7 protein-coding genes are annotated in these 14,917 nt (G+C 58.7%); 4 read left to right on the forward strand and 3 right to left on the reverse strand.

From position 1 onward, the window contains the following. Together ASC85_RS09145 and ASC85_RS09150 are read left to right on the forward strand one after the other, a co-directional pair. Entirely contained in the window at positions 1–1,425 is a 1,425-nt protein-coding gene (locus ASC85_RS09145; protein WP_057449078.1) for an HlyD family type I secretion periplasmic adaptor subunit, read from the forward strand. Between the two features lie 37 nt (positions 1,426–1,462). Continuing rightward, the gene (locus ASC85_RS09150; protein ID WP_057449079.1) at positions 1,463–1,846 is read left to right on the forward strand and encodes a hypothetical protein; all 384 of its coding nucleotides are present in this window, start codon (positions 1,463–1,465) and stop codon (positions 1,844–1,846) included. Between the two features lie 438 nt (positions 1,847–2,284). Here the strand turns inward: ASC85_RS09150 and ASC85_RS32465 are convergent, their stop codons facing one another. After that, on the reverse strand, positions 2,285–2,812 hold the full coding sequence (locus ASC85_RS32465) for a hypothetical protein (protein ID WP_162254871.1): 528 nt from the start codon (positions 2,810–2,812) through the stop codon (positions 2,285–2,287). On the opposite strand from ASC85_RS32465, the gene ASC85_RS09155 reads away from it, so the two are divergent. Together ASC85_RS09155 and ASC85_RS09160 are read left to right on the forward strand one after the other, a co-directional pair. Beyond that, complete coding sequence (locus ASC85_RS09155) at positions 2,807–12,046, forward strand: calcium-binding protein (RefSeq protein ID WP_162254872.1); 9,240 nt, start codon at positions 2,807–2,809, stop codon at positions 12,044–12,046. The two genes, ASC85_RS32465 and ASC85_RS09155, sit on opposite strands and share 6 nt — an antisense overlap. 202 nt (positions 12,047–12,248) lie before the next feature. After that, a complete protein-coding gene (locus ASC85_RS09160) occupies positions 12,249–12,641 on the forward strand; it encodes a GFA family protein (RefSeq protein ID WP_057449081.1) in 393 nt (130 codons plus the stop codon). Between the two features lie 25 nt (positions 12,642–12,666). On the opposite strand, the gene ASC85_RS09165 is transcribed toward ASC85_RS09160, so the two are convergent. Both ASC85_RS09165 and ASC85_RS09170 read right to left on the reverse strand, forming a co-directional pair. Beyond that, positions 12,667–13,164 carry a DUF3916 domain-containing protein gene (locus tag ASC85_RS09165; protein WP_024617415.1) on the reverse strand — a complete coding sequence of 166 codons (498 nt, stop codon included), beginning with the start codon at positions 13,162–13,164 and terminating at the stop codon, positions 12,667–12,669. Positions 13,165–13,269: 105 nt separating this feature from the next. Then, entirely contained in the window at positions 13,270–14,718 is a 1,449-nt protein-coding gene (locus ASC85_RS09170; RefSeq protein ID WP_057449082.1) for an aldehyde dehydrogenase family protein, read from the reverse strand. Positions 14,719–14,917 lie beyond the last annotated feature (199 nt).

The following is a 14,917-nucleotide window of genomic DNA, read 5'->3' on the forward strand; positions in this document are numbered from 1 at the left end:
ATGAGCGAACCCTCAGCAACACGTGCGTTGTTGCGACGCTATCGGACTGCCTGGCGCCAGGCATGGCGCCACCGCAAACAGTTGGACACGCCGAATCGGCTTGCCCATGAAGTGCAGTTCCTGCCGGCCGCGCTCGCCTTGCAGGATCAACCTGCTCACCCTGCGCCACGCTACATCCAATGGACCATCATGGGCTTCGTCGCGCTGGCGCTTGTGTGGGCCTGCGTCGGTGAAATCGAAGTGGTCGCCACGGCGCGCGGCAAGGTCGTGGCAAGCGGCAAGAGCAAGACCATCCAACCGAGCGAAGTGGCGGTGGTGAAAGCCATCCGGGTCTACGATGGGCAATGGGTCAAGGCCGGGGATGTGCTGGTGGAGTTGGACACCAGTGCGACCAGTGCTGACGTCAATCGCTTCAAGAGTGACTTGCTGGCGGCCGAGGTCGATAGCGCCAGGGCCACGGCGTTGCTTGAAGCGATTCAAAGTGGCAAGGAACCCGGATCCCTTGCCACTTACCTGCTTCAGGCCGATCCGCCGCAAGTGATGGCCGCACAACGCTGGCTTCAGGGGCAATACCTGGAACTGCGCAGCTCCCTGGATCAGGTCGATGCCGAAGTCGAGCAGCGCACGGCGGAAATCCAATCGGCCAAGGCGATGGTGGCCTCGTTGCAACAGACGCTGCCGATCACCCGTCGATTGGCCCAAGACTATCGAGAGCTGCTCGATCAGCAATACGTGCCTCGCCACGCCTACCTCGAAAAACAGCAGGCCCTGTTGGACCAGGAGCGGGACATGGCCGTGCAGCAGGCGCGCGTGATCGAACTCAATGCCAGCCGCAAGGAAGCCGAGCGCCGGCGCCAGGGCATCCTCGCCCAGACCCGCCGGGCAATGCTCGATTTGCAGCAGCAATCGGAACAGAAAGCGGCGGCGTTGGCACAAGAACTCAAGAAGGCCGAACAACGCGATCACCTGATGAGCCTGACCGCGCCGGTGGATGGCACGGTACAGCAACTGGCAATTCATACCGTGGGTGGTGTGGTGACAGCGGCCCAGCCGTTGATGGTGGTCGTGCCCAATGACCAGCCGATGGAGGTCGAGGCCATGCTGGAAAACAAGGACGTCGGTTTCGTTCGCCAGGGCCAGCCTGCCACGGTGAAAGTCGAAACCTTTACCTTCACCAAATTCGGCACGGTCGAAGGTGAAATAGTCAGCGTTTCCAACGATGCGATCGAAGACGAGAAGCGTGGCTTGATCTACAGCAGCCGCATTCGCTTGTTGCAGGATTCCATTCTTGTCCACGGGAAAAAAGTGCCTTTGTCTCCCGGGATGTCGGTGACGGTGGAAGTGAAGACGGATCGCCGGAAGGTGATTGATTATTTCCTGAGTCCGTTGCAGCAGTATGCGGGTGAGAGTTTACGGGAGCGCTAAGCGTTGTCGCAGTTCACAGATGAGTAGGCGGGTTCTAATGGATGAGCTTAAGGTTTTTTTTCGAAGTTTAGATGCGAGTGTTGTGTACTTGAGTTTGATCTTGGTCATGCTCTTGGCAATAAAATTCAAGCTTGCTCGTACATCATATCTCGTTGTCGGGTTATGTAGCATTCCACTGTCATTTTATTGTTTTTTTTACTGGATCTATGGGGCTGGTGGAGACAGATGGGCACCAGCGATTATTGTTATAGAAGCGCTGGCGTTTGCCCAGCTCGGCTGGTTGGGTGGGGGGCTTTTTTTACTCGGAGTGATGTTGAGAAAAAATTATCTGGAGATGCTCGGGCTTTGGGCGTCAATAGGATCAATAGCTGCTCATGGTATTTTTCTTGGATCTATCCTTTTTTTCTGGGATGGCTCTTGATAAGTGTTTTTTAAGTGCGGATCTTATATTTTAATCATAGGGAATTGAGCGATGTCGTTTAGCAAGTCTACGTTTGATTATATAAAGAATAATTCTGAAAAAGCTAAGGAAGTTGCCAGGGCATTGGGTGCTCCAGACGTCACGGCCCAAGGGATATTGGGCGCCATTGGCGAGGAGTATGAATCTGTTGGTCTGGTCGATCAGGTTCAAACGGAATTGGTTAGTCGATACAGTCATGATGAGATTTTGAGGAACTATGAAGCTACGAAATCCAATCAGCAGATTTTGAAAGATGTCGTCAGTGCAGGATTAGTGGACAAAATTACTATTAAATTTGATAACCCTGTGCTTAATGATGTAGGGCCGGGTAATATCAAGATTTTGACGGCTATTGATCTGCTAAAAACATATATAGATCATAATCCTGATGCGGATCCGTTAGGGATAAAGAATTACAATCAGGATTATAAGTTGCTGGTCAGCGATCTTTCGGACCAAGATAATGTCTTGAGCCTGAAGTTCGCAGCGCTGATGCTGCAGGAAGGCCAGGCCTTTTACTCCTCCCGAGCCTCGTCTGCGTGGAGTTCCTATGACCAAGACACCCAAGATGCCGTTCTGATCACCTATTACAACAACGGGAAGGAATGGGCGACCGAGCGAGCGGATAAGTTTGCTGCAGAATCGCCGGGCGCTCAATATGCGCCCAAGCCAGGTGGCGGTGTCAGTGGCGGGGAAGTCTATCTTGAGAATGCCGAGCAAATTAAAAAATATGTGGGTGTTGTTTCCATTCCGGCGGTCAGCGATAACTTCTTTCAGCTCAACATCAATAATGCTGGCGCGGTTGTAGAAAAAGGCGCAACAGACCACGAGCAAAGCGCCGCACAAGTGGCAGATGGATTGGTCCGCAGCGGTGGTGGTTGGGCGATCACCTATGATCCAAACAAACTGAACGTCAATCAGATGCAAGGTAGTTGGGTCAACAACACCTTTGCTGCTGCGGCGACGCAGATTCTCGCTGATGGTTACCGGCCGGGTAACGTGAACACGGTCAAGGAAGTGTTCGACTTCAGCCTGCGCGGTGCCAGCAACGGGATTTCATTCGGCAGTAACTCAGGACAGGCAGGTGCATGGCTCAACTCCGGTAATGCCCAGGCACGCCTGACGCTTCCGACTGACCCGCTGGTGCTCGATCTCAATGGTGACGGCGTTCGGTTGACTGACTATCTCAGCAACCCGGTGCTCTTCGACGTCGATAATGATGGTGGCAGCCTGGAGGAAACCGGCTGGGTCAGTGCGCAGGACGGAATCGTTGTTGTCGATCGCAACAACAATGGCAAGATCGACAACATCAGTGAAACCCTTTCCGAGTACTTCGGCGGGGCGACGGGCACCGGCGGAAACACCGGAGAAAAGCCTTTTGCCAATGGTTTTGCCGCGCTGAAAAGCCTCGACAGCAATGGCGACAACCTTTTCGATAATCGTGATGACGCCTGGTCCAGCGTGAAGGTATGGGTCGACGCGAATCACGACGGTAAAAGCTGGGTCGATAGCAACGGCAACAATGCCGTCGATGCCGGGGAGGCCAGCGAAGTTCGCACTTTGAGCGAGCTTGGCATTACCAACATCAATCTTGCCAACACCGTGCAAAACGGCGAAGTCCGCGATGGCAACGAAGTATTGGCCCGTGGCACGTTCGTGCAAAACGGTATCAGTAAGGAAGCGATTGCGGCCAATTTCCTGGCCAACCCCAACGGTCATACATTCAGCGCCAGTGGCAATGGCACTATCGTTTCGACTCAGGGCGGGGGCGAAGTAGCCCCGGTCAGCGCCTATGCCTCTTCCTCTACATCCGGGGAAACCATTGATGTCGCGCAAAAAGGCGTCAGCAATGCCAGTGGTGGCGTGGGTCGTGACGTCCTGCTTGGCGATGCCGGCAGTAACTGGTTGGCCGGCGGGCAAGGCAGTGACAGCTTCCAGGCGGGGGCAGGGGACGATGTGCTGTTGATCGACGCCGATGATCTGGCGATCAATATCCACGGCGGTGCCGGTACCGATATTGTTCAGGTGATGGGCGACCGAGGTGTCACCCTCAATCTGACCGAGGCTGAAATCGAGATCGCACAGGGCGGCCGGGGTAATGATGTTTTTATCGCGGGGGGGCACAGCACGGTCTATATACGCGGTGGTGACGGTGATGATGTCCTGGTAGGTGGGTCGGCCAACGATGCCTTATCCGGCGAGGATGGCGATGACTTCATCAACGGCGGTGCCGGTAATGATGTCCTGCGCGGTCACCGCGGGCAAGACCAGGTCATGGGCGGGGAAGGTAACGATCTGATCGATGGCGGTCTGGAGGACGATAACCTGAGTGGCGGCGCTGGTGACGATGTTCTGATCGGCGGCGAGGGTGACGATACGATCAGTGGCGGTGACGGTGTAGACGTCATCGAGCTGTCCGGCGATTTCAGCGATTACCGCATTACCCGGACCGCCGAAGGCGTCTGGATCAGCGATACCGTGGCTGGCCGCGATGGTACGGATTTTCTGCAGAACGTCGAGAAAGCCAACTTCAAGAACCTGAAGCTGGTGGAGATCCCGACCGCGACCAGCGCGGGCATGGAGAATGCGCTGCTGGTCAAGGATGTCCTGAGCAAGGATAAAAGCGGTGTCGAGTTCGAGCGCACCAGCGCGCACTTGATCGGCAAGGAACAACTGCTGCAGAACGACATCGATTGGCAGCATGACGCGCTGCACATCACCGGCTTGTTCGATGTGGTGGGCGGAACCGCCGTCGTGACCCAGGCCGGCGACGTGCTGTTCACGCCGGACGCCACCTTCACCGGCATCATGGGCTTCAAGTACACCGTCGCTGATGCCAAGGGCAACGAGGCCAGTACGATCGTCAACATGGGCACCGGCGAAAGCGCGACGATGCGTGCCGCTGTCTATCTGAAGACATCGGACCTGCCCGACGATCCGCTGGTGACTGATCAGTGGTATCTGTCCCAGGCGAACATCCTGCCGGTCTGGAAAGACTACACCGGCAAAGGTGTCAGGATCGCCGAGATCGAGACCAACAGTCCGTTCGGCACGACCAAGGAAATCCTCGATTACCGCCACGCCGACCTGAAGGACAACATCGACCAGAACTGGCTGGCCAATGCCACGCCGGGGCAGATGGCGGGCGAGGGCAGCGGTGGCAAGTTCAGCGACCACGCGACCCTGGTCGCCGGGGTGATGGTCGCCGCCCGCAATGGCGAGGGCAGTGTCGGTGTCGCCTACGACGCCACGGTGGCCGGTTACTGGGTCAATAAAGACGATTTCAGCAACATGTCCCACATGTATGAATACGATGTGGTGAACCACAGCTGGGGCAGCAACTTTCACTTCGACCTGAAGTTCAGCCCCACCGAGCTGGGAACGTTGCCGACGGCCTATTACCAGGCCATCGACGAAGGACGCCACGGTTTGGGCACGGTGATTGTCACGGCGGGCGGCAACGATCGGGAGAAGGGCGGTAACACCAACTACTCGAACGTCTCCAACACCCGCAGCAGCATCGTGGTCGGCGCGATCAACGCCACCACCGACCTGGGGGCGTTGCAGTTGGGCGGGAAACCGTTCTCCAGCCCTGGCGCCAGCATCCTGGTCAGCGCGCCGGGCTCGAACGTCACGTCGACCTCACGTTTGGTGCAGAACGACAACGGGTCCACGTTCGGCGGCGACACCAGCGTTTCCCAAGGCACCAGTTTCGCAGCCCCTATTGTCTCCGGCATCGTGGCCTTGATGCTGGAAGCCAATCCGGAGCTGGGTTATCGCGATGTGCAGCAGATCCTGGCGATTTCGGCCCGTAAGGTGAACGACCCCACGACCTCGTGGCAGACCAACGGTAGTCAGAACTGGAACGGCGGCGGCATGCACGTCAGCCACGACTACGGTTATGGCGAAGTCGATGCCCGGGCCGCGGTGCGTTTGGCGGAAACCTGGAATATCCAGCAGACGTTGGGTAATGAGTTGCGCCTGACGAACCCGCTGGAATCCGGCGCGCTCAACCGCGCGATTACCGACGGACAGGGCGCCGGCATCAGCCATTCGCTGACGATGGGAGCGGTCGACATTTTGGCCGAGCATGTCGAGGTCAAGGTCAACCTGAGCCATGCGCGGCCAGGGGACCTGATTCTCAAGTTGATCTCGCCGTCGGGCACTGAATCCATCCTGATGAATCGTCCGGGCAAAGCCCCGGGCAGCGCGGCGACTGATCGTGGCAATGCCGATTTTGACGGTCACAACACCTTGAACTATGTCTTTGGCACGGCTCTGCTGCGTGGCGAAGCGGTGCAAGGGAACTGGACGCTGCAAGTGATCGACAGCGTGACCGGCGATACCGGGACGCTCAACAGCTGGAGCCTGAACGTCTACGGCAAGGGCGATACGATTGACGACCAGTATGTGTACACCAACGAGTACGCCCAACTGGCCGCTTCGGGCGGGCGCAATGCGCTTAACGACACCGACGGTGGTCAGGACACGATCAACGCGGCGGCGATCTCCAGTGCCAGCGTGATCGATTTGTCCAAAGGCGAGGCCACCCTGGCCGGCGCTCGCTTGGCGATCACCAATGCCGCGCAGATCGAGCACCTGATCGGGGGTGAATTCGCCGACACGCTGATTGGTAACGCTGCGGACAACCATCTCTCCGGTGGTCGTGGTGACGATGTGTTGTCGGGTGGTGCCGGCGTCGATACGCTCATCGGCGGCAAGGGCAATGACACATTGACCGGCGGCGCCGACACGGATTATTTCGTGATCGACAAGGCCGCGGGCGACATCGACACCGTCACTGATTTTGTGATCGGTACTGACCGAATCGTTCTGTCCGGCTTTGATGACGAGGTCTATACGGCGGCGACCATTACCCAACAAGGCGCCGACACTCGGTTGAGCCTGGCGGATGGGCAAGTCCTGCTACTCAAGAACGTTCAGTCCGAAGGCCTGACGCTAAAGAACTTCGTTCACATCCCGGAAGGTGTGCGCCTGAGTCGGTTGGAGCAGGCTTCTGGCTACGGTTTCGGGCTCAGCGGTGCCAATACCGAGCGCAATCTGCCGGACGTGACCGGTAGTTTCCTGTATTGGGCCCACGATGGTGGCGAGCGCGTATTTGGCGGCACCGGTGCCGATACGATCGTAGGTGGCCAGGGTGACGATGTACTGGTTGGCGAGTCTTCGACGGCCTCGACCGTGGGTGGCAATGACATTATCAGCGGAGGCGAAGGCTACGATGTCATCCGTGGCGGCGCTGGCGATGATGTATTGCGTGGCGATGTCGGGCTGGATTACCTGGGGGGGGACGCCGGCAACGATGTCCTCTACCTCGAAGGTGACCAGGCCATCGAGGACCATGCCTTCACCACCGTGCTGTCACCGAACATCAACCTGAGCGGTGCCGCCACGCACACCGGCGCCTCCGTCGCGGGTGGTGCCGGTAATGACCGTTTTGTGCTGGTCGAAGACCTGCTGGCCAGTGCCTCGCAGGGGATCATGGGTAACCTGATCGATGACTTCGAAGTCGCCAATCCCAACGAGAAGATCGATCTTTCGCAGATTCGCGCGGTACACAGTTTTGCTGACTTGAACTTCAGCAACGTGACCGTCGACGGCGAGGTCTATCTGCGGGTCTGGCTGGGCACGATGGCCAGCGGTACTCAGTACATCACGCTTAAAGGCGTAACTGCCGGCCAGCTCTCGGCAGCCAATTTCATTTTCGGCCAAGCGGTAACACAACCCAAGGTGCTGCTGAGCGGTACCGGCGCAAATGATCTGTTGGTTGGCGACGCCGGAGGCAACACGCTCGACGGGGGTGCAGGCGCCGATGTCCTTGAAGGGCGGATGGGGGACGATACCTACATCGTCGATAACGCGGGGGACGTCATCAAGGAAGTCGTAGGCGGTGGCTATGACGTGGTCAAGTCCAGTGTCAGCCATGTTTTGGCCAGTGAGGTGGAGTCTTTGCAGCTACTGGGCAGTGCCGCCATCAATGGGACCGGTAACGAGCTCTCCAACCGTTTGGTGGGCAATAGCGCAAACAACATTCTCAATGGCGCCGGCGGCTCCGACGTGATGATCGGCGGTCTGGGCGACGATACCTATGGCGTGGATGACGGTTCCGACCGGATCGTCGAATCCGAAGGCGCGGGCACCGATACCGTCAATTCCTCGGTCTCCTTTACGCTCGCCAACCACCTGGAAAACCTGAGCCTGACCGGTAACGCGGCGATCAATGCCACGGGCAACGCGGCCAACAATGTCCTGCGTGGCAACGTTGCCGATAACCGTCTAGACGGGGCCCAAGGCGCAGACCGGATGATCGGTGGCCTGGGCAACGACACCTACTTCGTGGATAACGCCAGTGACGCCGTCGTGGAAGACCTCAACGGCGGCAATGACAAGGTGATTTCCACCCTCGACTACACCTTGGCGGCCAATGTCGAGGCATTGACCTTGTCCGGTCCGGCCTTGAATGCCACTGGTAATGAGCTGAGCAACGAACTGATCGGCAACGAGCGCAATAACCGTTTGTATGGGGCCGCGGGCGATGACTTCCTGCAAGGTGGCAGGGGCGACGACCGCTACGTATTCGGCGTCGGCCAGGGCCAGGATCACATCAGTGAAGACCTGGAAGCGGCTGGCGGCATTGACACCATCGTGTTCGAAGCGGGTATCAAGGAAAGCGATGTCGCTGTCGACCATTCGGCCCGGGGCATGGTGCTGCGCCTGAATGACGGCCAGCAAATCATCTCCGGCTGGACGGCCGCTCGCGGTCATAGCGTCGAGCGTATCGAATTCGCCAACGGGACGGTCTGGAACACCGCGACGCTGTCGACCCAGGCCAATCGGGCGCCAACCGTATCGACAGCGATTGTCGACCAGAAGGTCGCCGAGGACAGCGCTTTCGTCCTGACCCTTGCGGCCAATGCCTTTGTCGACGCGGATACGGGCGACGCTCTCCAACTGAGCGCAACCCTTGCCGACGGCAAGCCGTTGCCCACCTGGTTGAGTTTTGACGCCAAGACTCGCACGTTCAGTGGTACGCCCGGTAATGACGCGGTGGGTAATGTGGCGATCCGGGTCACGGCAACCGACAAGGCGGGGCTGTCTGTCAGCGATAGCTTTGAAGTCCAGGTCAGCAATACCAACGATGCACCGGTCCTGGTCAAGGCCATTGCCGACCAATCCGTCGTCGAGGGCGCGCCTTTGACGTTCGCGCTGCCGGCAACCACGTTCACGGATATCGATGCCGGGGACCGGCTGAGCTACCAGGCGACGTTGGCCAACGGGTCGGCGCTTCCTGCGTGGCTGGTATTCGATGCGGCCACTCGCACCTTCAGCGGCACGCCTTCGCAGGCTGGAACCGTCTCGGTCAAGGTTTCAGCAGTGGACCTGTCTGCTGCCGTGGCCAGTGACGTGTTCGACATCGTGGTCAATGCCCAAGCCGTCACCAACGGCACCGCGGCTGCCGATAGCCTCAACGGCGATGCCTCGGGCAACGTCATCAACGGGCTGGGCGGTGATGACTCGATTTACGGTCGGGAAGGTAACGATGTGCTGAACGGCGGTGATGGCGCCGACTGGATCTCCGGTGGGGACGGCAACGATACCTTGGACGGTGGCGCCGGCAATGACAGCCTGCGTGGCGATTTTGGTAATGACACCTATCGGTTCTACCGAGGCATGGGCCAGGACAGCGTCATCGATTATGACTGGACGGTCGGCAACGTCGACACCATCAAGGTCGCGGCTGATATTGCCCCGGCCGATGTCATCGTCAGCCGGGACCAGACTTACCTCACGCTGGCGATCAAAGGCACGACCGATAAATTGTCGATAACCTTCTTCAGTAATTCGAATTACATCGTGGAGCGCGTCGAGTTCGCCGATGGAACAGTCTGGGGAGTTGACGCCCTCAAGCAAATGACCAAAGGCGTCGCCAGCAGCGCTGCCGATACGTTGTTTGGCGACATCGGGGCCGATGTACTCGATGGGCTTGAGGGGGATGACAAGGTCTACGGTGTGGCAGGTGACGACCGACTGGAAGGCGGCGCCGGTAACGACTCGCTGGGCGGGGGGGATGGCAATGACATCCTCAACGGTGGCGCGGGTAACGATTATCTGAATGGCGATAACGGCAACGACCGCCTCGATGGCGGTATCGGTAGCGATCGATTGTCGGGGGGCGCCGGCAACGATACCTATCTGTTCTACAGGGGCATGGGTCAGGACACTGTCCAGGAGTTCGATTCGACCACTGGAAACAGCGATACGATCAAGGTCGCCGCCGACATCAATCCCGGCGATGTCATCGTCAAGCGTGAGGGGAGCGATGTTTACCTCGCCATCAAGAACACCACTGACCGGATGACCATCTACAGCTACACCGACGCCAACTATCAGGTTGAACGCGTCGAGTTCGTAGACGGCACCGTCTGGTCCGTCAGCGATCTCAAGCGCCTGTCGGTAGAAGTCGCCACCAATGGCGCCGATACGTTGATCGGTGACGAAGCCAACGATCGGTTGGACGGGCTTGACGGTGATGACAAATTGTCTGGCCTGGCCGGCAACGATGTGCTCAACGGTGGAGCGGGTCGGGATACGCTTGACGGTGGGATGGGGCTGGATACGCTGGACGGTGGGGCGGGAAATGACTCGTTGTACGGCGGTTCCGGCAACGACACCTATCTCTTCCAGCGTGGTGGTGGTCAGGACCTGATTTCCGATCGCGACTGGACCAGGGGCAATCTTGACGTGATCAAGTTGGCCCAAGGGATCAGCCCAGGCGACATCAAGGTTGCTCGTGTGGGCTACAACCTGGAACTGACGATCCTCGGTACCACCGACAAGCTGACCGTCAACGAATGGTTCCTTTCCACGGACTCGCAGGTTGAACAGGTTCAGTTCGCCGACGGCACGCTCTGGGACGCCGCAACCCTGACGACCCTGTCCAAGGGCGTGGCGAGTGAGGGCAATGATGTCCTGCAAGGCGATGAGTCCAGCGCCGATATCCTCAATGGACTGGGTGGTGATGACTCACTCTACGGATTGTCGGGCAATGACACACTGAACGGTGGCGCCGGCAGCGACAAGCTCTTTGGTGGCGCGGGCATGGACACGCTCGATGGTGGCGCCGGCAATGATTCCCTTTATGGGGATGCCGGCAACGATACCTACCAGTTTTACCGCGGGGTCGGGCAGGATTGGATAAGTGACTACGACTCTTCGGTGGGTAACCTGGATACGATCAAGGTAGGGGCAGGCCTCAAGCCGTCCGATATCCAACTCAGTCGTGATACCTACGACCTTTTCGTGGGCATTGCAGGAACAACCGACAAGCTGACCGCTTCCAGCTGGTTCTCGAACAGCGCGTATCGGATCGAACAGATCCAGTTCGACGACGGAACCCTCTGGAGTGCCGACACCATCAAGAGCATGACCAAGGGCACGGCAACTTCCGGTAGCGATGCACTGTTCGGCGAGGATGCGCTGGCTGACTCATTAAGTGGCCTTGACGGTGATGACAAACTTTACGGGTTGGGTGGTAACGACACGCTGTCGGGTGGCAACGGGGCCGATGAACTGAGCGGTGGCGAAGGCTCCGACACCTTGCTGGGTGGGGCGGGTAATGATTGGTTGTCTGGTGATACAGGTTCCGACACCTTGCAGGGTGGGGCGGGTGATGACCGGTTGTCTGGTGATACAGGCTCCGACACCCTGATAGGTGGAACAGGCAACGATCAGTTGAGTGGGGATCGTGGTAATGATCTTTATCGATTCGAGCGTGGGGATGGTCAGGATGATATTGACGATTTCGACCCGGACGCCAACACCGATGTGCTGCAGTTCGGTGCCGGTATTTCCGCCAATCAACTCTGGTTCAGTAAGAACGGCTGGGACCTGGAAGTGAGTGTCATTGGCACCACCGATAAAGTGACGATCTCAAAATGGTCGTTCTGGGGGCCGGGTAACTGGGAGAAAGCCCAGAACATCGAGCAGTTCCGTACCGCCGATGGCAAGGTCCTGTTGGACAACCAGGTCGATCAATTGGTTGGCGCCATGGCCGCTTTCGCGCCACCGGCTCCCGGTGAGACTTCACTGCCGCAGAACTACCAGGCCTCGTTGAACGCTGTGATTGCCAGCAACTGGCAATAGTGCCCCAAGCTGCCGCGCCTCAAGGCGCGGCAGTCACATTGGCGGTACGGTTACCCTGATGCTAGACAAAAACGCCCGTCAGGGCGTTTTCTGATTAATACGACCTTTTTTCAACGTGATTAGCCGCTACGCTGATCTCTACTGATAACGGTCGCTCGCGGGTTCTCGACGGCCTATTAAACGGTTGTAAGGGAGGCCCTCCATGGACCGATTCACCGGCGGATGCCTGTGCGGCAACGTTCGCATCCAAGCCTCAGGCCGTCCGTATCGGGTTGGCCTCTGTCACTGCCTCGACTGTCGCAAGCATCACGGCGCGCTCTTCTACGCTGCCGCTGTGTTTCCACAGGATGCCGTGACGATCGAAGGTGAAACACGGGATTACGCCGGGCGCTTTTTCTGTCCCCGCTGCGGCTCGTCGCTGTTCGCCCGCTCGGGTGACGAAATAGAAGTGCACCTTGGGACGCTGGACGCCCCCGATCAACTGATGCCCACCTACGAAAGCTGGACCGTGCGCCGTGAGGCCTGGCTGCCGGCGTTTCCGCTCACCCGACACTACGAGCATGATCGCGAGGGGACAGGGCGGGTCGAGGACTGAGGCTCGCCTGCCGTTACGAGTGACTTCAGGCCGGTTCACCTATGCACCACCATTGAACTGCGATTTCGTCGTCCGCTTGAGTCACGTCATGCCCGTGCTCTATGAAGTGCGCCGGGGTGTGTAACGCGAGTGTCTGGCTGAGCAGTTGCGGTTTGAGTGCATTGGTTTCGCCGAGAAACCGCAGGTAATAGTCCCGATCATAGAAGAGGGTGACTTCACTCTGATGTACCCATGGCCACGTCAGCAGGCACGCGACCCGGTAGTAGCCCTGTGAGCGATCAGCTGCATTGGACAGATGGGTTGCCGCTTCGAGCAATTGTTGGATACAGAAGGCCTGGACTTCAATCCGGGCCTGAGGGCCTTCGACCAAGGCCTCATGAACAGGAATCTTCCAGTTTGCATATTTCCTGTCACCAGGCCTTGGGTAAAAGTTGTCTTGAAAACTTGATGCCCAGCGCTCTATGGAACGAAGGCGGCGATGGAGGCCCCTGAGTGGTTTGTCATTGATGCTGATTTGCCGCATTGATGTTTCCTGCCGAGTGAGGTCCGGCTATTCTCCGGGCCGCGACGCGGTATTCCAAGGATGACCCCGGTGGGTTTCGTGTCATTTGATGACATCGGTTTTGTCTCACTCAAACCCCACGATCGCCTTGATCTCCAGATACTCCTCGAACCCGTGAACTCCATACTCACGGCCATTGCCCGAACGCTTGTAGCCGCCGAAGGGCGCCATCGGGTTCCACGCCGGGTAGTTCAACAGCACTTGCCCTGCGCGGATACGCGACGCAACGGCGCGCGCAAGCTCAAGATCCTGGCCCTGGACATGCGCGCCCAGCCCATAGACGGTGTCGTTGGCAATGGCGATGGCTTCATCCACCGTGTCATAGGCAATGATGCACAGCACCGGGCCGAAGATTTCTTCCTGGGCGATGCGCATGGCGCTGTCGACCTGCGAGAAAACCGTGGGGAGGGTGTAGAAGCCTCGTTCAAAACCTTCCGGTCGTCCTGGGCCTCCGCAGACAAGCTTGGCCCCTTCATGCAAGCCGACTTCGATCATGGCTTGCACGCGATTGAACTGGGCCTCGTTGGCGATGGGGCCGAGTACGGTTTCTTCCAATTGCGGATCGCCCACGATGATCGCGTTGGCGGTGGCGGCAGCCAATGCCTCGACTTCCGCCAGCCGATTTCTTGGCACGATCATTCGGGTCGGTGCGCTGCACGATTGGCCGACGTTGCGAAATGCCGACATCACGCCCGGCGGCACGGCCTTGGCGAAGTCGGCGTCGGGCAACAGCACGTTCGGTGACTTGCCGCCCAACTCTTGGGTAACGCGCTTGACCGTAGGGGCGGCGGCCTGGGCCACCAGTGCGCCGGCGCGGTTCGAGCCGGTGATGGAGATCAGGTCGATGTCTGGATGCGCCGCCATGGCCGCGCCGACCTCGGCACCGCTGCCGTTCACCAGGTTGAAGACGCCGGCAGGCAGGCCTGCGTCATGTACCAATTGTGCGAAGAGAAGGGCGCTCAGGGGCGACAGTTCGCTGGGTTTCAACACCACCGTGCAACCGGCGGCAATCGCCGGGGCGACTTTGGCGGTGATTTGATACAGCGGCCAGTTCCACGGCGTAATGAGGCCGCAGACGCCAATGGGTTCGCGTTGAATGGCCGTGCCATGCTCAATCTTCTGGAAGGTGTAAGTGGACAGCACATCGCGGGCCACCCGAACGTGTTCGGCGGCCAGCGGCACTTGCATGGCCCGCGCGAAGCCGATCGCCGCGCCCATTTCCAGTGAGAGCACCTGGGCCAGTTCTTCTTTGCGTTCAAGGATCAGCGCATGGATCTTTCCCAGGATCGCCACGCGCGCTTGCACCGAAGTGGCGGACCAGTCGGGAAATGCTGCGCGAGCCGCCGCGACGGCGCGGTCAACGTCTTCGCCGGACCCTCGGGCGACCTCGGCAATGACTTGCTCGGTAGCCGGATTGACCACGGGCAGCGTGGCCGGGTATGCCGGAGACTGCCAGTCACCATTGATATAGAACTGCTGGGACGTGGGCGGGGTGTTCAAAAAGGGGGTGGTCATCCAACGGGCTCCCATAGAGCGGTGATAGCACTGCCGGCGACAGATCCTGAGGCCGTTTTCTTCTCGATAAACTAACAAAGCGGCCCGGATGGGATATGCCGTTCTCAAGCCTGGCAAAGAAGAATCTGCTGTATCTGCCGGGCTAACTTCGCGAAAAAAATGGCGGCGCCCGTTCAGGGCAAAAAGGGCGCCCAGTCGC

The sequence above is a fragment of the Pseudomonas sp. Root401 genome (genome assembly GCF_001425105.1).
GTDB classification, from domain to species: domain Bacteria; phylum Pseudomonadota; class Gammaproteobacteria; order Pseudomonadales; family Pseudomonadaceae; genus Aquipseudomonas; species Aquipseudomonas brassicacearum.

Bases quoted from the DNA above. Each gene is read 5' to 3' on its own strand.
- ASC85_RS09145 (WP_057449078.1), top strand. From the start codon at position 1: ATGAGCGAACCCTCAGCAACACGTGCGTTGTTGCGACGCTATCGGACT.
- ASC85_RS09150 (WP_057449079.1), top strand. From the start codon at position 1,463: ATGGATGAGCTTAAGGTTTTTTTTCGAAGTTTAGATGCGAGTGTTGTG.
- ASC85_RS09155 (WP_162254872.1), top strand. From the start codon at position 2,807: ATGCAAGGTAGTTGGGTCAACAACACCTTTGCTGCTGCGGCGACGCAG.
- ASC85_RS09160 (WP_057449081.1), top strand. From the start codon at position 12,249: ATGGACCGATTCACCGGCGGATGCCTGTGCGGCAACGTTCGCATCCAA.
- ASC85_RS09165 (WP_024617415.1), bottom strand. From the start codon at position 13,164: ATGCGGCAAATCAGCATCAATGACAAACCACTCAGGGGCCTCCATCGC.
- ASC85_RS09170 (WP_057449082.1), bottom strand. From the start codon at position 14,718: ATGACCACCCCCTTTTTGAACACCCCGCCCACGTCCCAGCAGTTCTAT.